The sequence below is a fragment of the Rheinheimera tangshanensis genome, assembly GCF_014645135.1.
GTDB classification, from domain to species: domain Bacteria; phylum Pseudomonadota; class Gammaproteobacteria; order Enterobacterales; family Alteromonadaceae; genus Pararheinheimera; species Pararheinheimera tangshanensis.
Map to the genome: position 1 here is coordinate 230,815 of NZ_BMLH01000003.1, position 19,637 is coordinate 250,451.

At 47.8% G+C, this 19,637-nt stretch carries 13 protein-coding genes; 5 read left to right on the plus strand and 8 right to left on the minus strand.

The window, feature by feature from the left end; all coding sequences use genetic code 11:
• Positions 1 to 44: 44 nt before the first annotated feature.
• Together mgtE and IEW88_RS08330 are read right to left on the minus strand one after the other, a co-directional pair.
• Complete coding sequence (gene mgtE, locus IEW88_RS08325; protein WP_147903750.1) at positions 45 to 1,391, minus strand: magnesium transporter; 1,347 nt, start codon at positions 1,389 to 1,391, stop codon at positions 45 to 47.
• Positions 1,392 to 1,427: 36 nt separating this feature from the next.
• Positions 1,428 to 2,393, minus strand: coding sequence for a magnesium transporter CorA family protein (locus IEW88_RS08330; protein WP_147903749.1), 966 nt, complete (start codon positions 2,391 to 2,393; stop codon positions 1,428 to 1,430).
• Between the two features lie 399 nt (positions 2,394 to 2,792).
• Here IEW88_RS08330 and IEW88_RS08335 point away from each other — a divergent pair, with 399 nt between their 5' ends.
• The 5 genes from IEW88_RS08335 (at position 2,793) to IEW88_RS08355 (ending at position 10,982) form a co-directional block, all read left to right on the plus strand.
• Positions 2,793 to 3,209, plus strand: a complete 417-nt coding sequence (locus tag IEW88_RS08335; protein ID WP_185148564.1) for a hypothetical protein — start codon at positions 2,793 to 2,795, stop codon at positions 3,207 to 3,209.
• Between the two features lie 341 nt (positions 3,210 to 3,550).
• Positions 3,551 to 6,250: a TonB-dependent receptor gene (locus IEW88_RS08340; protein ID WP_147903746.1), complete on the plus strand. Its 2,700-nt coding sequence runs from the start codon at positions 3,551 to 3,553 to the stop codon at positions 6,248 to 6,250.
• A gap of 108 nt (positions 6,251 to 6,358) precedes the next feature.
• Positions 6,359 to 8,983, plus strand: a complete 2,625-nt coding sequence (locus tag IEW88_RS08345; protein ID WP_229670401.1) for a glycoside hydrolase family 3 protein — start codon at positions 6,359 to 6,361, stop codon at positions 8,981 to 8,983.
• A 92-nt stretch (positions 8,984 to 9,075) separates the two neighbouring features.
• Complete coding sequence (locus tag IEW88_RS08350) at positions 9,076 to 10,161, plus strand: sensor histidine kinase (RefSeq protein ID WP_147903745.1); 1,086 nt, start codon at positions 9,076 to 9,078, stop codon at positions 10,159 to 10,161.
• A complete protein-coding gene (locus tag IEW88_RS08355; RefSeq protein WP_229670403.1) occupies positions 10,158 to 10,982 on the plus strand; it encodes a LytR/AlgR family response regulator transcription factor in 825 nt (274 codons plus the stop codon). The genes IEW88_RS08350 and IEW88_RS08355 overlap by 4 nt, the downstream gene beginning before the upstream one ends.
• Positions 10,983 to 11,091: 109 nt before the next feature.
• On the opposite strand, the gene IEW88_RS08360 is transcribed toward IEW88_RS08355, so the two are convergent.
• From IEW88_RS08360 to rdgB, 6 genes are all read right to left on the minus strand, one after another.
• Positions 11,092 to 12,936, minus strand: a complete 1,845-nt coding sequence (locus tag IEW88_RS08360; protein WP_185148563.1) for a diguanylate cyclase — start codon at positions 12,934 to 12,936, stop codon at positions 11,092 to 11,094.
• A 410-nt stretch (positions 12,937 to 13,346) separates the two neighbouring features.
• Positions 13,347 to 14,306, minus strand: a complete 960-nt coding sequence (locus IEW88_RS08365) for an alpha/beta hydrolase (protein WP_147903743.1) — start codon at positions 14,304 to 14,306, stop codon at positions 13,347 to 13,349.
• Positions 14,307 to 14,479: 173 nt separating this feature from the next.
• Positions 14,480 to 15,604 carry a glycoside hydrolase family 43 protein gene (locus tag IEW88_RS08370; RefSeq protein WP_147903742.1) on the minus strand — a complete coding sequence of 375 codons (1,125 nt, stop codon included), beginning with the start codon at positions 15,602 to 15,604 and terminating at the stop codon, positions 14,480 to 14,482.
• 241 nt (positions 15,605 to 15,845) lie between these two features.
• Positions 15,846 to 17,687 (minus strand): DUF885 domain-containing protein, encoded by a 1,842-nt coding sequence (locus IEW88_RS08375; RefSeq protein ID WP_147903741.1) that lies wholly within the window; start codon positions 17,685 to 17,687, stop codon positions 15,846 to 15,848.
• 158 nt (positions 17,688 to 17,845) lie between these two features.
• Positions 17,846 to 19,015 (minus strand): radical SAM family heme chaperone HemW, encoded by a 1,170-nt coding sequence (hemW, locus tag IEW88_RS08380; RefSeq protein WP_229670405.1) that lies wholly within the window; start codon positions 19,013 to 19,015, stop codon positions 17,846 to 17,848.
• Positions 19,015 to 19,629: an RdgB/HAM1 family non-canonical purine NTP pyrophosphatase gene (gene rdgB / locus IEW88_RS08385; protein ID WP_147903740.1), complete on the minus strand. Its 615-nt coding sequence runs from the start codon at positions 19,627 to 19,629 to the stop codon at positions 19,015 to 19,017. Before rdgB ends, hemW begins: the two co-directional genes overlap by 1 nt.
• Positions 19,630 to 19,637 lie beyond the last annotated feature (8 nt).

A 19,637-nucleotide genomic window follows, 5' to 3' on the forward strand; every position in this document is an offset into this window, starting at 1 on the left:
GCGCTTTCCCAGCCAAGTATCTGTATAAAATCAAAAAATTTACATTAAAGCAAAAACAAAGAACCTAAGCCCAGGAAGGCAAAAAAACCTATCACGTCTGTAACCGTAGTTAGTATCACTGAACCTGACAGGGCTGGGTCTATCTTCATTTTTTCCAGCCAGACCGGGATCACTACGCCACTAAAAGCGGCGACACAAATATTGATCACTATGGCCAGACTGATCACTGTGGCAATAATCCAATCACCAAACCATAGATACGTAATACCAGCGATCACCAAAGCCCAGAGCACACCGTTAATAACACCGACCCCAAGCTCCTTACGCATTAAAGTCCAGTAAGTTTGTGGCGTAATTTGCCCCAGGGCTAAACCCCTGATAATCAAAGTTAAAGTTTGACTGCCTGCGATGCCACCCATAGAGGCCACTATAGGCATCAACACAGCCAAAGCCACTACTTGCTGCAAAGTAGCTTCGAATAAACCTATGGTCCAGGCCGCTAAAAAGGCGGTTAATAAGTTTATACCCAGCCATAAAGCACGGCGTTTGGCACTGTTGATAATAGGGGCGAATAAATCTTCCTCTTCATCCAGACCAGCCGTATGCATAAACTGGCCTTCGAGACTGCGCCGCACGTTTTCCAGTGCTTCACCTATAGATAAACGACCCAGGAGCTTGCCTTCGCTATCCACCACAGCCAAAGCGCTGTAACCTGAGCGAGCCACTAAATCTGAGCCTTGATCCAGCTCCATATCCCCTTGCACCACAGGGGCTTCGGCGTCGATAAATTCCACCACAGGCATATGGTTCGGCTGGCCTAATAAGCGTATGCCCTGCAATAAACCGACATAACGGCCGGTGCGATCGACCACAAACAAGGCTTCCTGATATTCGGCATCTTCGGTTAGTTTTTTAAATAATCGTACCGCGTCCCGTACTTTGGCGTTTTTGCTTACAATCAATACATCGTGGTCAGCATAACGACCACATTGTTCATCATCGTAAGTTAAGGCCTGATCCAGCCAGCGTTTTTCGCTTTGATCCAGTCTCGAGCAGGCGTACTGATAAATGGCGTCCGGTAATTCGTCCAGCAGTTCAATCAGATCATCAACATCAATTTCTTCAACCAGTTCATGCAGTTGTGCTGTTTCCAGTTGTTTAAAGATGTTGCTGCGTGCATCCACCCTCATATAGGTTAAGGCGGCGATTTGTTGTTCTTTTTCCAGCGTCAGCCAGGTGCCAACCCGTTGTTCCAGTGGCATAGCTTCAAGGGCAAAAGCTATCTCTTCCGGCTCCAACTGGTCCAGTTTTTCTGCCAGCTGTTCAGTTTCGTTTTCATCAAAACTGTCGCGGACTATTTCTTCAATATCCAGTTGGGAATTTTCTACCATTAAACCGCTCCTGCTGTTTGCTGTCAGGCTACAGCGTTACCACCAACGGCGGATTTTGAAATAAGCCAGCAGACCTACTGCCAATCCAAGCATCAGGCCCCAGGTAATATAATAGCCGGACGGATTGTCCAGCTCGGGCATGTACTTAAAGTTCATACCGTACACACCCACAATAAAGGTCAGTGGAATAAATACTGCACTGAGCATAGTCAGTACTTTCATCTTTTCGTTAATTTGATGCGACGAAGTTGAAATATAACTGCCGACCAAATCACTTAACTGGTCATAGTACATCTGCGTCATGCTGTGCAGGCGCTCAAACTTCTCGTAAAAATCGCGCAATTCTATCGCATCAAAATGACGTTTAAATGGATGACTGGCATCTTCTTCATATAAAAGATCTGAAAACATTTCTTTCTGGTAAGCCAGATTGCGATCAATTTTCCGAAACACCGAGCGGTATTTCATGATTTGCGCCATTTTCTGATCGTTACCGTTGCTTTGCATACTATCTTCCAACTCACCCAGCTCGTCTTCAAACTGCAGCAGCTTTTCCAGATAAGTGGCGGAAACTGCGTGAATATATTTTTTTATCCAGTCTTTAAACTTCTCGATACCGACCATGGCTGAAAACGGCAGATCAATTTTGCTGTCGTCTTGCTGGTTATGGTATTTAACCAAAATAACCTGCTCGTTAAAGAGTACAGAAATCTGACTATGGCCGGGATAATCACTGAAATCCGGGCCAGAAAAACCACGTAAAATTAACAAGCTAAAGCTGTCGCTAAACTCCATCTTCGGTGGATGGCGTTCACGTAAAAAATCCTCAGCGATTAGAGGATGAATACGGAAAAACTCCAGCACTTGCCGCTGTTCCATCTGATTGGCGGCCGTCAAATTAATCCAGATCTTCGTATCGGTGAGCAAAGGGTAATGCAGCGCCTGAAAATCGCTGATCTGCCATTGTTTTTGCTCCGGACAATACTGGTGAAGTTCAATCATGGTGATAGCCTTTGGAAAACTTTTGGCAGCATAAGCAAAAAGGTAACACGAATGCAAATGCTGTTGTGGAACTTAGACTTAGATTGAAGACTTTGCTGAAAATCTGAGCAGAACATAGTTCAACCATGTGGATTGGATACGTTGATGGTTATACCTTTTTTCGTGCTCTCAAGTTTTTGCTCACCGAGTCGCTTTCATTTGCTACACCAAAATAAAGTATGCAAAGTTAAAACCTATAAGAAGCCTGCTTGAGCAGTCGAATGCTGCTCAATCAACTAAATTGCCTGGCTGCAAATCACAAAAGCTGGACTTCGGGTTGATAAATATCCGTTATCTCTCTAATTGCAACGCATTTATACGCTAGTCTTAATAGTACAGAACAATGTGGTGTGAATGTGTATGAGTCGAAAATTCCAAATATGGTGTGAACAGAAAGTTGTTTTAGCTGTTGTCAGCGGAAGTTGGGACTGGATCACCGCTGAACAATACTCGACAGAGTTTAAAAAGGTTGCGGCTCAGTTGTTGGATTCTCAATGGGCTCATGTCGTTTATCTGGATCAATGGGAATTAGGTGTGCCTGAGATCGAGCCAATAATCAGAGAACTGGTGGACTGGTGTATTGCCAATAATCTTCGTTTTGCTGCACAGGTTTACTGCCCACATATGGTGAAAAAGTATCAGCTGGAGCGCATGATTGTTGATAGTACTGAAGTGTTTGAACGAAGAGTATATCCAACGCAGCACGAAGCATTTCAATGGTTAGCATCGGAAGGTTTTCCGGTGCAAACTCAGGATTTTCAGCAAAAGGCTTCTTAATACAATCAGTGTGTTTTGGAGCCGCCCACCAGAGGCGGTCTTGCGTCTTGCCCTTTTAGCTTCAAGTCCTTGGCTATTTACGAAGTTTTTATCTGCAATTCCTTCGGCAAGCCTATTAAAACTAAACCAATGAATTACATAGGGCAAAATCCATCAGCTGGGCTGACGTGAATACAGCAAAACCCAGCAAAAATCGTGTTGTAGTGTAACCAGCTCGCCTTGTCGAATCTCTGTTTCTCTGTGTTTGGCCAGCCATTAAGGTTAAAGCCGTGGCAAACCCTGCTGTTTGGTTCGCCATCACAACATAAAACAAAAAAGTATTAACAGACAGGGGTGAGACAATGCATAAACGTAACGCACTTTCGCTTGCGATAGCTATGGCATGCGCTTTTTCTGCCGTGGCGCAGCAAGCTGATGTTAGTCATAGCAGCAACACAGAAGCGGCCAAAGCTCAGGCCGTTGCCAATGAAACCGAGCTGGAAGTGATTTCAGTCACGGCCACCAAACGCAAAACCAAACTGATGGAAACTCCGGTGGCTATTTCAGCCCTGAGTGAAGCCCAGCTGCAACAAAGCGGCGTAAATAATGTGGTGGATATCGCCAATTTAGTGCCTGGTTTGGATATCGCTGTCTCCTCTGAGCAGGCGGCACCTGTGATCACCATGCGGGGGATCCGCTCTACCAATATCACCGAACTGGGTGACCCTGCCGTAGGTGTGCACTTAGATGGTATTTATTCGCCACGGATGCAGGGCGCGCTGGCGCTGATGTATGACGTAGAACGGGTTGAAGCTTTACGTGGCCCACAAGGCACCTTGTTTGGCCGTAACTCTACAGTGGGTAGCATTAACGTGCTGACCGCCAAGCCCGATCTGAGCAATACCTTTGGTAACCTGAATAGCGAGATGGGTAAATTTAATGCCAAGAGTGTCGGCGGCATGTTTAACCTGGCGGTGAGCGATGATTTTGCCGTGCGTTTTTCTGGCAAAGGCTTAAAACGTGATTCTTATGTCGAAGGTTATTTTGACCCGAACCAATACGACACCCGTTATCTGCCAGCCGGCGTGCTGGACGCGGAAGTCATTTCAGAGGACTCTTATCAGGGTATAGGCCAAACTTTAACCCAACGCGAGAACTGGTGGATAGATGCAGCAGGTACAGATCCTGAAGCACAAAAAGTGCGGGCTTTAACTGCGGCCGATAAAAGCGATTTTTACAACAACGCCAATGAGCATTCATTCCGCGTCAGTACCTTGTGGGAGCCTGCAGCAGGCAATTTTTCTAACCACACTGTGTTTCAGTATTACAAAAACGACAGTGCGGGCTCTGTCGATATGGTCAACTGCGAAAAATTACGCGGCAGACCTGCGGAGTTGGGTGGCGATTGTTCTAACTTTTTACCCAGCGACAACACCTATCAGGCCGTAGTGAACGTGCCGGGTAAACTGGAATTGGACATCACTTACCTGCGTAACACCTTAAACTACGAGCTGACCGACGAGCTGAGTCTGGTCTGGTTAGCGGGTTATGAGGATATGCAGCGCCAATCGGCTCAGGATATTGATACAGGGCTGGATGTCTGGGACGGCGCTATGTTTTTCCTTGATGGCACAGGCGCACGTTCTTACTCGACAGAGCTGCAACTGCAGTCGGATGAGCTGGGTGATTTAGTCTGGATAGCTGGTGTAAACCTGTTCCATGAAAAAACCAAGACTGTCGGTTATTACGACAACCCTATGGATGATAAAGCCTTTTGGGATCAGCCCGACCGTTCTACCGACGCTTTGGCGGTTTTTGGCCAGGCGACCTACAACTTAAGCTCTGATTTGCACCTGACCTTGGGTTACCGTTTCAGTGACGAAACCAAAGAAGACGTGGGCGGCCGCACTTTACGTTGTTCCAATGCCGATGGTTGTGCGCCGGGTTGGTATAACCGCACCGTTTTATCCAATCTGCCGACTAATGCCTTTGAAGATCCGTCCATTTACAAATCTTCTTTTGCCAATGACAACAAAGGCAGCTGGCGCAACCACGATTTCCGCTTAGGTCTGGATTATGATCTGACGGAAAATACTATGGTCTATGGTTATGTGGCCTCAGGTTTTAAAGCCGGTGGTATAGGCGACGTGTTTGAAGTGGTCAATGACAGAACAGGTCAGGTACAACGTATCGAAACTCAGTTTGATCCTGAACAAGTAGTGACCTATGAGCTGGGGACAAAAACTAGCTTGTTAGATAACTCACTGAATTTACAGGCAGTGTTTTTCTACACCGACTACACAGATATGCAGTATGCCTCAGTAGGTTCAGTCGGCACTGTCGAACGTCTGGCTCCGGTAGAAAACCCGGATGGCAGCCCTGTGCTGGATGCAAACGGTCAGCCTGTGCTGGATTACCGCAATATGCCAGTGGTGGCCTATTACACCCAAAACGTGCCGGGCTCGACCATCAAAGGCCTGGAGCTGGAATTTGACTGGAAACCCTATCCAGCAGGCCGCATCAATGGTTATGTCACTTATACGGACGCTCAGGTGACCGAAGACTGGATAACCAAATGGGATTACGATCCTGAGTACCTGTTTGGTTTGTCTTATGAAGAGTCGATTGACCCTGAAAACGACAGGCTGATCACGAATCTGAAAGGCAATCAGCTGGCGATGGTGCCGAAATACACCGCCAACTTAAGCTACACCCATAGTTTTGATTTAGGCAGTTACGGCTTTATCCATGGCTGGTTTAATCTGAGTTGGAAAGACAAGTCCTACAACACTATCTGGAACGTCGACAGACATCTGGACGATATGGACTTTGCGGTGTCTGAGGAAGCGGTGCGTTATATAGACGATCGCAGAGACGCTCATACCTTTGCCAATGCCTCACTGAAATATGAGCCTGTCGGTCAGGTCTGGTTTGCTGAGGTGTTTGTCAGCAATGCCACAGACGAAACAGTGCAACAGTGGAGTAATACGGGCAAAGGCTTCCCAAAAGGCAGTTTTAACATGCCGAGGTATTACGGCGTACGTGCAGGCTTTAATTTCTAAGCTTTCTCACTAGTGCAGAAACCGCTCGTTTTGATCAGCGGTTTCTTTTTATCCGGCGTTTCACACCAGAGCAGGTGGTGCGCTGTGACCATGCGAAGGAATCTATTGATGATCAGTACCAGGATCACTAACACTCTTAGTAAAAACCGCTACAAAAAACAAAGTCTGGCCGCATTGAGTTTCATGCTGGCCGCTACCGCAGCTCAAGCCACAGCAACTGCAAGTCAGAGCGAAACCATAGCCGAGACAAAAACTCAAAGCACTGCCGTGCAATGGCCTTATGTCAACACGGGGCTAAAACGTGACCCAGAGCTGGAAAAAATGCTGGACCAGATCCTGGCCCGTATGACTTTAGAGCAAAAAGTGGCGCAGATGATCCAGCCTGAGATTGGTTATTTGTCCTTGGCGCAAATGCGTAAATATGGCTTTGGTTCTTACCTGAACGGCGGCAATACAGCGCCTTATGGCAAAAAACGGGCGTCAGTTGAGGTTTGGCTGAAATACGCTGACGAAATGTATCAGGCATCCATTGATGCCAGTCAGGATGGCAGCCGCATTCCAACCATTTGGGGCACAGACGCTATGCATGGTCATAGCAATGTCTATGGCGCTACCCTGTTTCCACACAATATTGGTTTAGGTGCAGCCAATGATCCAGATCTTATACACCGCATAGGTGTGGCTACCGCCAAAGAAGTGGCTGCTACCGGCATAGAATGGAGTTTTGCGCCTACTGTGGCCGTAGTGCGGGATGACCGCTGGGGCCGTACTTATGAGAGTTACTCTGAAGATCCGGCCATAGTTAAAGCCTATGCAGGCCAAATGGTGTCGGGTTTACAGGGCTCTTTAGGCAAAAATTTTCTGCAAGGCTATGGCCGTATTGCCACAGCTAAACACTTTGTCGGTGACGGCGGCACTGAAAAAGGCATAGACCGCGGCGATACCCTGATTGACGAACAAGGCCTGCGCGATATTCACGCTGCAGGTTATATGACAGCGATTGAAGCGGGTGTGCAGTCGGTGATGGCGTCCTTTAACAGCTGGAATGGTGTGCGTTTGCATGGTCATAAATACCTGCTGACCGAGGTTTTGAAAAACCAAATGGGTTTTGATGGCTTTGTCGTCAGTGACTGGAACGCGCATAAGTTTGTTGAAGGCTGTGATTTGGAGCAGTGCGCTGGCGCTATTAACGCCGGTGTTGATGTGTTGATGGTGCCTGAGCACTTCGAAGCTTTTTACCACAATACTATTCGTCAGGTAGAGCAGGGCCTTATTCCGCAAGCTCGGATTGATGATGCGGTACGGCGCTTTTTACGGGCGAAAATCCGTTGGGGCTTGCTTGGCCGTGGTAAACCGTCAGAGCGGATTGAATCTGGCACTGCTGCGGTATTTAATAGTCAGCAGCATAAAGACTTAGCCCGTGAAGCCGTACGCAAATCTTTGGTGCTGCTAAAAAACAACGGAAAAGTACTGCCAGTCGCAGCCAAAAGCCGCGTGCTGGTGGCCGGTGATGGCGCCGATAATATTCCTAAACAAGCAGGCGGTTGGAGTGTGTCCTGGCAGGGTACGGACAATACCAACGCCGATTTCCCTAATGCCACTTCGGTGTATCAGGGCATAGCGCAGCAAGTAAAGGCCGCTGGTGGTGAAGTGGAGCTGGCAGTTGATGGCAAGTACCGCAAAAAACCTGATGTCGCCCTGGTGGTGATAGGAGAAGAACCTTATGCCGAATGGTTTGGTGATATTCAGCAACTGGAATACCAGCATGGCGACAAGCGTGATTTGGCTTTAATTAAACAGCTAAAACAGCAGGGTATTCCTGTGGTCACCGTATTTTTAACAGGCAGACCGCTCTGGACCAATAAAGAAATTAATGCATCGGATGCTTTTGTCGTGGCCTGGTTACCAGGTTCTGAAGGCCAGGGGGTGGCGGATCTGCTGCTGTCAGATGCCGAAGGCAAAACCCGTTATGATTTTCAGGGCAAACTGAGTTTTTCCTGGCCTAAGTACGATCAGCAGTTTGTGCTGAATAAAGGCGATGCCAACTACGATCCTTTGTTTGCCTATGGCTATGGGTTAAGCTATGCCGATCACAAAGAGCTGGGGCAATTCTCTGAGCAAGTGTCTGTTGTAGCAGCCAGCAGTTCTGACGATGGCATTCAACCGCTGTTTGTCCGCAACTTAGCCTCTGATATGGCCTGGGTGCTGACTGACAGCAGCGTGGCGGGTTCGGAAAACAGCGCTTTGATTACCACACCATATGGCGTTAGCACCGATGGTAACAGCCTGGCGATGCAGTCGGTGAATTTGTCCTATCAGGAAGATGGCAGACAGCTGCGCTGGAACAGCACGGCACAGGCTTCAGCCAGCCTGCGTTATCTGAAAAGTGTGGCTGCCAGCGATTTCAGCAAAGCCAAAGCGCTGCGCCTGAGCTTGCGACTTGACCAGCAAGCGCCGGCCGAACTAAATCTGGGCGTACTTTGTGACCAGCAAGCTGTGTGTCAGCGTAAGCTTTCGCTAACTAAAGCTCTTGCACAGTTAAAGCCTGGTGTGTGGCATAGTGTCGAAGTAGCTTTGGATTGTGCTGACACATCGGCGGTAAAACAGGTGTCCGATGCTTTGGTTTTTAGTTCCAGCGGACAACATAGCCTGGCTGTGGCAGAGATGGTGCTGACTGCACAACAGAGCACGGCAGCTGCCACTGGTACTGTAGTGGTAGGTTGCGCTAACTGACCTGGCCAGTCAGTGCCAAGTCTTTAAGAACAGTTAAAAAATGAAAAGTGGTGTCGGCAGCGGCACCATTTTTTGTTTTAAATAGGGATCATATGGTGTTGCAATCCTTAAGTCGTAGTCAATTGTTCTGGCTCTGCCAATGTGGCGGCTGGGCTGTGTATGCCGTGCTAACCGCGCTGATGATTAAGATTCCCAGCCAGGAGCCCTGGCAGGTTGGCCTGCCGCATTTGCTGCTGGATACCAGCTTTGGTTTTCTGTTAACCCTGTTGTTGCGGCATTGGTATGGCCGTCTTAGTACACAGGAAGCGCGCTTAAAAATTCTCTGGCATCTGTTGGTGATCCTAGTGAGTTGCCTGGTCTGGACTCAGTGGAAATGGCAGACCTTGCAGTGGCTTTATGGTCAAGTCTGGTTGAGAATGACCTGGTTTGACTTTGGTACCTGGAATTCGGCCTCCTTAACCATGTTATTAACCTGGACAGCTTTGTATTACGCTTCCAAGGCCACTTTTGAGACCATGCAGCAGCGGCAAAAAGCGGCTGAGGCTATTCATCTGGCCAAAGAAGCTCAGCTAAAAATGCTGCGTTATCAGCTCAATCCGCATTTTATGTTTAATAGCATCAATGCCATTTGCACCTTAATTTTAAAGCAGGACAATCAGCATGCGGTGTCTATGCTGGAGAAGCTCTGTGATTTATTGCGCTATAGCCTGTACACAGACCCGCTCGCCAAAGTAACAGTGGCGGAAGAAATTCAAATTCTGCAAACCTATTTTGATGTCGAGCAGTGCCGGTTCAGAAACAAACTGGATCTGTCTATTGTGGCGGATGACGAGGTAAAAAACTGTTTGGTGCCGTCGTTATTGCTGCAACCTCTGGCAGAAAATGCACTAAAACATGGTATGAAAATGTCGCAACAAAGCTACGCTATTTCCGTCAGCTTCAGTCAGCAAAATGGTCAGTTGCTGATCCGTATGCTGGACAATGGCAGCGGTTTTAGCCAGCAACCAGAAACGACAGCAGGTGGCTCATCTACCGGTATAGGTTTGCATAACTGTGAAGAGCGCTTAGCACTGATTTATCCTAACCAAAGTACTCTGAGTTTTGGCAACAGAGCAGAAGAGGGCGCTTGGATCCAAATCAGTATTCCCAAAGAAGTCGCAGGTGGGCAAAAGCTATGAGCAGTGTGCGATTATTAAACACGTTGATTGTTGATGACGAACCTGCGGCCATAGAAGGCCTTAGATTGAGGCTGGAGGCATTTCCACAGATCAGGGTAATAGCCGAGGCCAACAGCGTGGCTGAAGCTATCCGTGCAATCAATACACAAATGCCGGACCTGATTTTTCTCGACATTGAAATGCCAGAACAAAGTGGTTTTGAGCTTATTCGCCAGCTGCAACCTGAGCAGTGTCCCGCCATAGTTTTTGTCACAGCTTTTCACCAACACGCGGTGAAAGCTTTTGAAGTGCGAGCCCTGGATTACTTATTAAAACCGGTTAAACGTGAGCGTTTAGCCGAAGCTATAGCCAGAGTTGGCGAAGTGACTTCTATTCGCGCCGATAAAGCCCAGTTACTTGCCGCTGTGGCCGAACTCAGCACGGAAGGGCATAATCAAAGTAGCAGCACAGCGGAAAAAACTACAGCTGCAGAGCCGCAATACTGCATAGAAAGCCAAAAACTGGTGATCCAGGACGGCCGCAACCCCATTCAGTTGATCCCGTATCAGGACATTATCTGGATAGATGCCGCAGGTGACTATATGTGCGTGCATACCCAAACAGAAACTCATGTGATGCGGGCTCGCTTAAAAAGCCTGATCGACGAGCGCTTACCCGATGTTTTTGTCCGTATTCATAAATCGACCGTAGTGAACCTGACTTATATCGAAAAACTTCAACCTTTGTCTAACTCCGAATACAAGGCTGTGCTAGCAAATAATAAGGTGCTGAAGGTGAGTCGTACTTATGCCAGAGCATTGAAACAGAGGTTGTTGGGGTAGGGACCAAGCATTGCTCATCTGGCGAGTAGAGAGGGGCTGGCCTTTAAGATGAATTGCATCTGTATCATTTACGGCACCGGTACAAACCAAGTGTATAGAAAGCTGAACTCTATGCGCTTACCAACTGCAAACATAGATCTTCTGTGCAAACCTGTTGTCGGCCGCTAGCTTTGGCGCGGTAGAGGTGCTCGTCAGCCTGACGAATCGCGTCCTCAATCTGTTGATTAATCCCCGCGTTCTGCTCGAACACAGTAGTGATACCAGCAGAGAAACTTACCGCATAACCTAACTGCTTGTCCTGCAAGCAAAGTTCACTAAAACATTGTTGTAGCCGTTGTAATGACGCCGCAAAGGCGGCTGTGTCTTGTTGGGTCGTAAGCAGAATAAATTCTTCCCCCCCGAAGCGTCCGCATAGGTCTGTTTGTCGAAGTGTACTGTTCGCAGCCTTAGCGAAGGCACAAAGCACTGTATCGCCCGCCTGATGGCCGTATTGGTCATTAATTTGTTTAAAAAAATCGAGGTCAATAAGTGCTACAGAGAGCGGGAATTGCTGGCGCTCTGCCAATTGCTTTAAGTGCTCAGCTTGGCGTAAAAATGCCCGGCGGTTTAGTAAGCCAGTCAGTGGGTCTGTGTCCGATAATTGCTGAAGTTTGCGTTGTAACTGACGACTGCGGTACAGGTAGAGTGTTAAAACGACTGTGATCCCAACACCAGCAGCAATGACTGTCAGCATCAACTGCAAACGCGCTTCGGCTTTTTGTTCTGCGGCTTGCAGCTGCTCTGCTTGTTTTGCTTGTTCTGCTGCAATGGTATCCTCCTGTGCCATCTCTAAACGGGTTTGATAGCTGCTAAGCATCAAGGCTCGGGCATCTGCATCTTTTTGCGCCCGTAATTGGTGATAACGCTGACTGGCAGTAAATGCATCTCTGTAATTGCCTTGCTTTTCATAAATTTTTTGCAGCAAATCATAACGTTCCCAGTTCTCGGTGTCGGTCATCCGATTTGCCATGCTTTGCGCGCCAGCTAAGTCGTTTAACTTCAGATAAGCTAAACCCGCATAATAAGCAGAACGTTGGTTCAAGCTCGGCATTTGCTGATTTGAATGAAACTGCGACAGTCGTGCAATATTGGATAGATTGCCTTGCTGTACCTCGTCTAACAGGACCAGCTTTTCCATCGCATCCGAGCAAGACAAGTTGCGGGCAGCTGCAAGCGAGGCTTTGGCATACTGAATTTTTTCTGCCAATGGCAGGAAATACATATTCGCGATATTACAGTTAGCTACAGCGATATTTTCTATTTGCCCTTTGGGTTTACTGTCGGTGATTATTTTTCTGTAACCGGCTATCGCCTGATTGGTATCACCAATCAAACCGCTGTGATAAGCCAGTTCGGCGTCCAGTTCTTTAAAAAAACCTTGATATTCGGGCGCTATTTCTTTTGATGTCAATGTTCTGGCTAACTGAAATAGGGGTTTAGCAATTTTGTTGAAATCTTTCAGCTTATAATAGACTTCCAATAAACTCGACAAGCCCTGTACCTGCACATAAAGATCATTTTTTAACGCCGGGTGCTGCTGCACTTTTTCCAGTACTATTGCGGCTTGCTCTGCCTGGTTTTGATAGATATACATGCCGTAACTTTTAACCACCATGGCATAGAGATACAACTCAGGCTGGGTTTGCTCGTCAATTAATAACAGTGCCTTGGCAATGTTATCTTCTATGGCTTTAAGGCCATGGTGTTGGAGTATATTGGCTTTGACTATATACAGCGAGGCACGACGCACTTGGTCGTTATGACTGTCGGCAATACGCTGATCGATGTCTTGAATAACGTCTACCTTATCTGTCGCAGAAGCCATCTCCAGCTCACGCCGCTCAGCCTGAATGTTAGCAAGACTAAAAGTTTCTTTGGCAAGTGCAGTAAAAGATGTTGCTAAACTAACAGCCATAACCAACCACAATGTGAGTACTGGCACTATCGCAGCGAAGCGGCAGCTTTTAGTCAATAGGATAGAGGGAGGCAAAAGGCGCAGAGACGATAAATCAAACAACATCATCCGGTTCACTCCATGAACAACTAGGGATTAAAGATACGCTGATAAAGCCTTAGTTATAAACGAATTTTTGTTGTTAGCACAGTGATTTTCTGGAAATTCTGTGGTTTTAAAACGGCAGGTAAGTCGGATTAATGTGAACACAGAGTATTCCAGCATAAGCCTTGTATCTTTTCTGGCACAACATGTCGAACAGCTAAAAATGCCAGTTAATAAACAAATCCTAAAAAAGGGCGCCAAAAAGGGACGCCCCTTGTAATAACTTCGTAATTCCGCAGCAGGCTGCCAGGTGAGCCGTCTGGTTTTCAGGTTTTCGGCTGCATCATGCCGTGCATTTTTAGCCAGCTGCTAAAGGCGTTAAACCAGCCAGTGCTAGTTGTGTCTTTGGGGTACATGCCAAAGCCGTGGCCGCCTTGCTCGTAAAAGTGAAATTCAACCGGCTTTTTCGCTAGCTGCCAGTTCTTCACCAGGCCGAAGTCGCCATTGGCGAAAAATGGGTCGTCCGCAGCAAGGGCAACAAAGAGTGGTGGCGCATCGGCAGGCACTTTGACTTCAGCCAATGGGCCGTAGATATTGGCGATAAAAGCAGGTTTGGCGTCTTTACCTACCAGTGTAGTGGCCATTGTCAGCATGGCACCGGCAGAAAAACCTATCATGCCAATACGGTCCGGATCGACTTTCCATTCAGTGGCGCGTTTGCGAATAAGTGCAAAGGCGGCATTTGAATCCTCCAGCTGTGGCGCCAGACGAGTGGCCATTTCGGCCGGATCAGGGCGGGGTGGACGGCGGGCTGTGCCGGAAAACATCTGTGCCATTTCTTGCTCAAAGGCCGCCATATCGGCCGGGGTTTGATTTAAGCGATACTTCAGTACAAAGGCTGCAATGCCTTGTTTGGCTAAAGCTGTGGCGACATCCCAGCCTTCGTTGTCCATCGACAAGGTGCGAAAACCACCGCCAGGGGCCACAATGACGGCAGCGCCGCTGGCATTGCTGGCATCAGGTAAAAAGGGCGTTAGTGTGGCCACTGTAACGTTACGCACAAATCTGCTGCCGTACTGCGAATGCCAGGATTCTTGCGCCTTGGCATCAGGCAGTGGGCCAGTGCCAAGTTCTATGGCGTTGCTCTGATCGGGGGCTTTGATTGGCGTCATTGCGTCGTTGGCCTGCGCTACAGCTTGTGCTGTGAACAAACAAGCGGCCAGCAACAGGCTTTGCCGGAGCAGGCTACAGTGTGAGGAGTTGCGATTGATAAAATTAGTTTTCATCTTATTCCTTTCCTTGTTGTGTCTTTTGAATATACCCTTCGTCTTTCAAGTTGCTCGGTTGTTGGCCGCGTGCCTTCACCTCAATCACATAGGATTTCTATGTGATTGAGGATTCAGTCACTTGCCGCCTACGAGCATCTTGAAATCCATTGGGTATAAACAGATGGTTCGGGCTATTTTTTGGACGTTCTCACTATGGGTTTAATGGTGCCGTCTTTATTGAAATACACTCTGTCGAGGCTGACTGAGCGGCGGTAATTGCCACCTCCCGGCAGGTCGGCGTTGTGATAGGCCAGATAGGTCTGGCCATTAAAATCGAACATAGCCGGATGGATAGTGGTGGTGTTAGGCAGTGGCTGCATAATGATGCCCTGGTATTTCCATGGGCCTTTGGCGGATGAGCTGGTGGCATAGGCCAGACTTTCCGGAAAACCTGCCGCGTATACCAGATAATAAATACCGTTGTGTTTTGAAAGATAAGGGCCTTCTTCGAAATTAGGCAAAGTATCTACCGTATGGATTTTGACCTTGCTGGTATCGCGATTTTGCATCTTTCCTTCTGCATCCAGGCTGTAGCTTTCGCCTTTCAGATGGACTAAATCGGCTTCCAGTTCCACCCACCATAATTGCTGATTGCCCCAATACAGGTAGGCTTTGCCATCGTCATCAATAAAGACGGCCGGGTCTATATTGCGCCAGGTGTGGTCTTTATCTTTTGCGGTATCTTCCAGCAAAATCATCGGCATACCGCGGGCGTCTTTAAAGGGGCCTTCAGGGCTGTCCGATACGGCCACGCCAATAGAAAAACCAAATTTCCCTTCGGTTTGGCCGCCTTCTGCTGCGGCATAAAAATAGTATTTAGACTTACCCGAAGCATCTTTACGGTGGATCACATGATGGGCGTAAGCGTTACCAGTTTTTTGATCGCCTCTGGCCCAGGCAAAGTCTGAGTAGCGAAACACAGCGCCTTTGTTTTGCCAGGTGACTAAGTCTTTGCTAGTCCAAAGCCGGTAGTCGTACATCCGGTAATCTTTGCCATCCGGTAACGCCTCGTCGTGCGTGCTATACAGATACAGGGTATCACCTAGCACCAAAGCGGCTGGATCTGCGGTGTAGATCAAGTCGCCCACCAGCCGGGTTGGGTCCTGGGTATCGTATTTGATAATGGGGTTGTCAAAGCTCGAGGGCGCTGTCTCTGCCTGTGTTGTGCCGCAGGCGAATAAGCCTGAAAAAGAGAAAGCCAGGCACAGCTGCGCTAAGGGTTTTCTAGTTGTACTGAAGGTTTTAACGGTAATCATTGAAGGGTATCCTTAAGCCACAAGAATGGAATAAGGCACAGTGTGTAGAAATTTTCGGCATAACGGAACGGCGAGGCTGTTACGAATCCGGTTAATAGCTTTACCTTATTTGATCAATAGCTGTGCTTGAAAAATAGTCACTTTTGGTGTTTCAGATGGATTTCAGCAGCTGGCCAGCAGCATAAAAAAGGGCGCCCACCAGGGGCGCCTCCGAAAGACAGGACAGTAACAAAATCTCAGTTTAAGCCTTGGCTTTTGCCGACTGAATATATTGATCCACCAGCTGCTCCAGCACATCCAAAGGCACAGCGCCGTTTTTCAGTACTACGTCGTGGAATTGGCGGATATCGAACTTGTCGCCGAGTGCTGTTTTGGCTTTTTCACGCAGTTCCAACAGTTTCAGCATACCCACAGTGTAAGCCGTGGCTTGGCCTGGCATCACGATGTAACGTTCGATAGCGTTAACTGCTTCGCCTTTGGAGTTCGGTGTATTGTCGACCAGATACTGAATGGCCTGCTCACGAGTCCATTTTTTGTCGTGTAAGCCGGTGTCGACCACTAAACGGCAGGCGCGCCACAGCTCCATCGCTAAACGGCCGAAATCGGAGTAGGGGTCCTGATACATGCCAATCTCTTTGGGCAAGAACTCAGTGTATAAACCCCAGCCTTCAATATAAGCAGTGTAACCACCAAACTTACGGAACTTAGGTACGTTTTCCAGCTCCTGCGCTATCGCAATTTGCATATGGTGGCCTGGAATACCTTCATGGTACGCCAAGGCTTCCATCTGATACTTCGGCATACCACTCATGCGGTACAGATTGGCGTAATAAATACCAGGGCGGCTGCCGTCCATTGAAGGTTGTTCGTAAAAAGCTTTCCCCGCAGATTGCTCGCGGAATGGCTCTACGGCTTTGACCACCATATCGGCTTTAGGTTTGACGATAAACAGCTCGTCTAAACGCGATTTCATGGTGTCGATAATACGGGTGGCTTCAGCTAAATAGGCGGCTTTGCCTTCTGCTGTGTCCGGATAATAAAATTGTGGGTCGTCGCGCATAAAGGCGAAGAATTGCTGTAAATCACCTTTAAAACCAACCTTTTTCATAATGGCTTTCATTTCATCATGAATACGTGCCACTTCAGATAAACCCAGATTGTGAATTTTTTCAGCGCTGTAATCTGTAGTAGTGATGCGGGCTAAGCGGGTCGCGTAAAACTTATCGCCATCTTTAAAGCGCCAAACGCCATCTTCAGTACCGGCTTTCTCTTCCAGTGTGGTCAGCAACTTGATCAGGTTTTCATAGGCTGGTTTTACACTGCCGACTAAGGCCAGCTCCGCTTCTTTGATCAACAAGTCTTTTTCCGCTTGTTCCAGCTTTAATTCCTGCACTTTGCCACGGAAATCGGCCAGTAAAGTGCTGTCGTTGCCACCGTCAAAAGGTGCGCCGCTGATAATGTTGCGGCTGGCACCTATCACATGAGCAAACACAAATTTTGGTGGTAACACGCCGGCATCAGCCCGAACTTGCAACAGTTGTTCTAACTGTTTGAAGTAAGTGATGACGTTTTTTAAGCGGCCGATATAAGCTTTGGCGTCGCTTTCATCACTGATGCTGTGCTGGTTGATCAAGAGGGATGGCACATTGGAGTGGTAGCCATACATTTGATTGACAGGGTAGCTGTATAAGTCCCATTTAGCGTCGTCCAATTCTTCCTGCAAAGATGCAGTAAGTAATTTCACGCTCAACTGACGACCGCTGTCCAGACTTTGCATATTCAGAGCCTGTACTTGAGCCAGCTGTTGTTTGGTTTGCTCCAGCTCTTTATCTCTGTGGGCCTGAGATAAATCATCCCACTGATCGTAATTGGTTTTTAAACCTAAACCCGTTTGAGTTTCCGGGCTATTATCCACTTGCTGCTGAAAAATTTGTTCAAACAGCGCATCGGCTTTTTGGTTTTCAGTCAAAACCACAGTGGCTTCAATCACTTTGCTTTGATCAATTTGAGTAGGGGCTGGTTTGCAGCCTGCTACTGTGGCAAGGCTTACTGCCAGCGCCAATGCTGAATAACGTAAATACATAAGTGGACCTTCATTTTATACCCTTCGCACTTGAAGCTGCAGCTTTGTTGACTTCGCGATCTCGCCCCAGTCACATAGGTAAACTATGCTCCTGGGGTCTCAATCACTTGTCGCCTCGCTGCAACTCCAATTACTTTGGGTCTATTAATTATTAATTGTTAGTCGATAAATAAAGCCAGCAAATCATTCAGGTAACGTGCACCTTTGGGGCTGATTTGCCAGTGCAATTCTGTGCTGTTAATTAACCCCAGTTGCTCTGCTTTGGCAAGCGCATCTGTCACAGATGTGATGGGCAAACCGGTATAAGCGCTGAAATCCTGTTTAGGACAAGCTTCGAGTAAACGAAAGCGGTTCATAAAAAACTCAAAGGCTCTGTCTTCTGGCGCCACTTCACTAGTTTCGTCCAGATAACCTTTGCTGATATCCATATAGCCTTTGGGGTGTTTAATTTTGACCGGCCTTATAATTTGGCCAGTTTCCGGCATAGTAATTTTGCCATGAGCGCCACAGCCAATACCTAAATAGTCACCATAACGCCAGTAGTTCAGGTTATGCCGGCACTGCAGGCCTGGCTGACTATAAGCGGATATCTCGTATTGACTGTAACCATGTTGTTGTAGCAACTGATGGCCTTGCTCCTGAATATCCCACAAGGCTTCGTCTTCCGGCAGCACAGGCGGGCGTGAGGCAAAAGCGGTATTAGGTTCAATGGTCAGCTGATACCAGGATAAATGTGGTGGTTTTAGATCAATAGCTTGCTGTAAATCCGCCAAAGCTCCTGCGACATCCTGATTCGGCAGGCCATGCATTAAATCCAGATTAAAGCTTTTAAGCGGCAAAGTTGCGGCAAGCTGAGCAGCTTTTATTGCTTCATCGCAATCATGAATACGGCCTAAGGCTTTGAGCTGTTCGGTCTGAAAACTTTGTACGCCTATAGAGAAACGGGTGACACCAGCGGCGACATAAGCGGCAAAACGGGCGGCTTCGACCGTGCCAGGGTTGGCCTCCATCGTCACTTCGCAGTCAGGGGACAGCTGCAGCTCTGTACGCACCCCATCCAAAATAGCCTGAATGCCTTCACCGCTAAAGGTACTGGGTGTACCTCCACCAATGAAAATCGAGCTGATGACGCGGCCCTGCACATAGCCCAAATCCTGACGTAAATCGGCCAATAAATGGCTGACATATTCCTGCTCAGGTATACCTTGTTTCACCGCATGCGAGTTAAAGTCGCAATAAGGGCATTTTTGAATGCACCAGGGAATATGAATATACAACGCCAGCGGCGGCAGTTGCAGCGCTAAAGGCGATACCGACATAGCAGTCATCAGGCTTGGTCGCCTTTTAATGGTTCACCTTTTAATAAGGACACCAATAAACGTAAAGCTTTGCCTCTATGACTTAATTGCTTTTTCTGCTCTGCGGTTAATTCTGCGGCGCTGCCTTGGCTATCGTTCGGAAGAAAAATAGGGTCATAACCAAAACCACCGGAGCCTGTCGCTTCAAAGGCAATTTGACCATGCCAGATGCCATGGGCTATCACTGGCACAGGATCATCGGCATGGCGGACAAAAGCCAATACACAGTGAAACTGCGCTGCACGTTCGCCTTGTGGTATATCTTTTAAATCCACCAGTAACTGCTGCAGGTTTTTTAAATCATTGCCGTGCTCACCGGCATAACGGGCCGAATAAATGCCGGGTGCGCCGCCTAAAGCGTCTACAGCTAAACCTGAATCGTCGGCTATGGCAGGTAAACCTGTTAAACGACTGGCATGACGGGCTTTAATCAGTGCGTTTTCAATAAAACTTAAGCCATCTTCAATCGCATCCGGCACCTGAAAATCGGACTGAGGCAACACTTGCCAGTCAAAAGGGGCGAGCAGGGCAGATAATTCGGCTAATTTGCCTTTATTGCCTGTGGCTAAAACAAGTTTTTGCATTAGGGAAA

Bases quoted from the DNA above. Each gene is read 5' to 3' on its own strand.
- rdgB (WP_147903740.1), bottom strand. From the start codon at position 19,629: ATGCAAAAACTTGTTTTAGCCACAGGCAATAAAGGCAAATTAGCCGAA.
- hemW (WP_229670405.1), bottom strand. From the start codon at position 19,015: ATGACTGCTATGTCGGTATCGCCTTTAGCGCTGCAACTGCCGCCGCTG.
- IEW88_RS08340 (WP_147903746.1), top strand. From the start codon at position 3,551: ATGCATAAACGTAACGCACTTTCGCTTGCGATAGCTATGGCATGCGCT.
- IEW88_RS08335 (WP_185148564.1), top strand. From the start codon at position 2,793: ATGAGTCGAAAATTCCAAATATGGTGTGAACAGAAAGTTGTTTTAGCT.
- IEW88_RS08375 (WP_147903741.1), bottom strand. From the start codon at position 17,687: ATGTATTTACGTTATTCAGCATTGGCGCTGGCAGTAAGCCTTGCCACA.
- IEW88_RS08330 (WP_147903749.1), bottom strand. From the start codon at position 2,393: ATGATTGAACTTCACCAGTATTGTCCGGAGCAAAAACAATGGCAGATC.
- IEW88_RS08355 (WP_229670403.1), top strand. From the start codon at position 10,158: ATGAGCAGTGTGCGATTATTAAACACGTTGATTGTTGATGACGAACCT.
- IEW88_RS08345 (WP_229670401.1), top strand. From the start codon at position 6,359: ATGATCAGTACCAGGATCACTAACACTCTTAGTAAAAACCGCTACAAA.
- IEW88_RS08370 (WP_147903742.1), bottom strand. From the start codon at position 15,604: ATGATTACCGTTAAAACCTTCAGTACAACTAGAAAACCCTTAGCGCAG.
- IEW88_RS08360 (WP_185148563.1), bottom strand. From the start codon at position 12,936: ATGGCTGTTAGTTTAGCAACATCTTTTACTGCACTTGCCAAAGAAACT.
- IEW88_RS08350 (WP_147903745.1), top strand. From the start codon at position 9,076: ATGGTGTTGCAATCCTTAAGTCGTAGTCAATTGTTCTGGCTCTGCCAA.
- IEW88_RS08365 (WP_147903743.1), bottom strand. From the start codon at position 14,306: ATGAAAACTAATTTTATCAATCGCAACTCCTCACACTGTAGCCTGCTC.
- mgtE (WP_147903750.1), bottom strand. From the start codon at position 1,391: ATGGTAGAAAATTCCCAACTGGATATTGAAGAAATAGTCCGCGACAGT.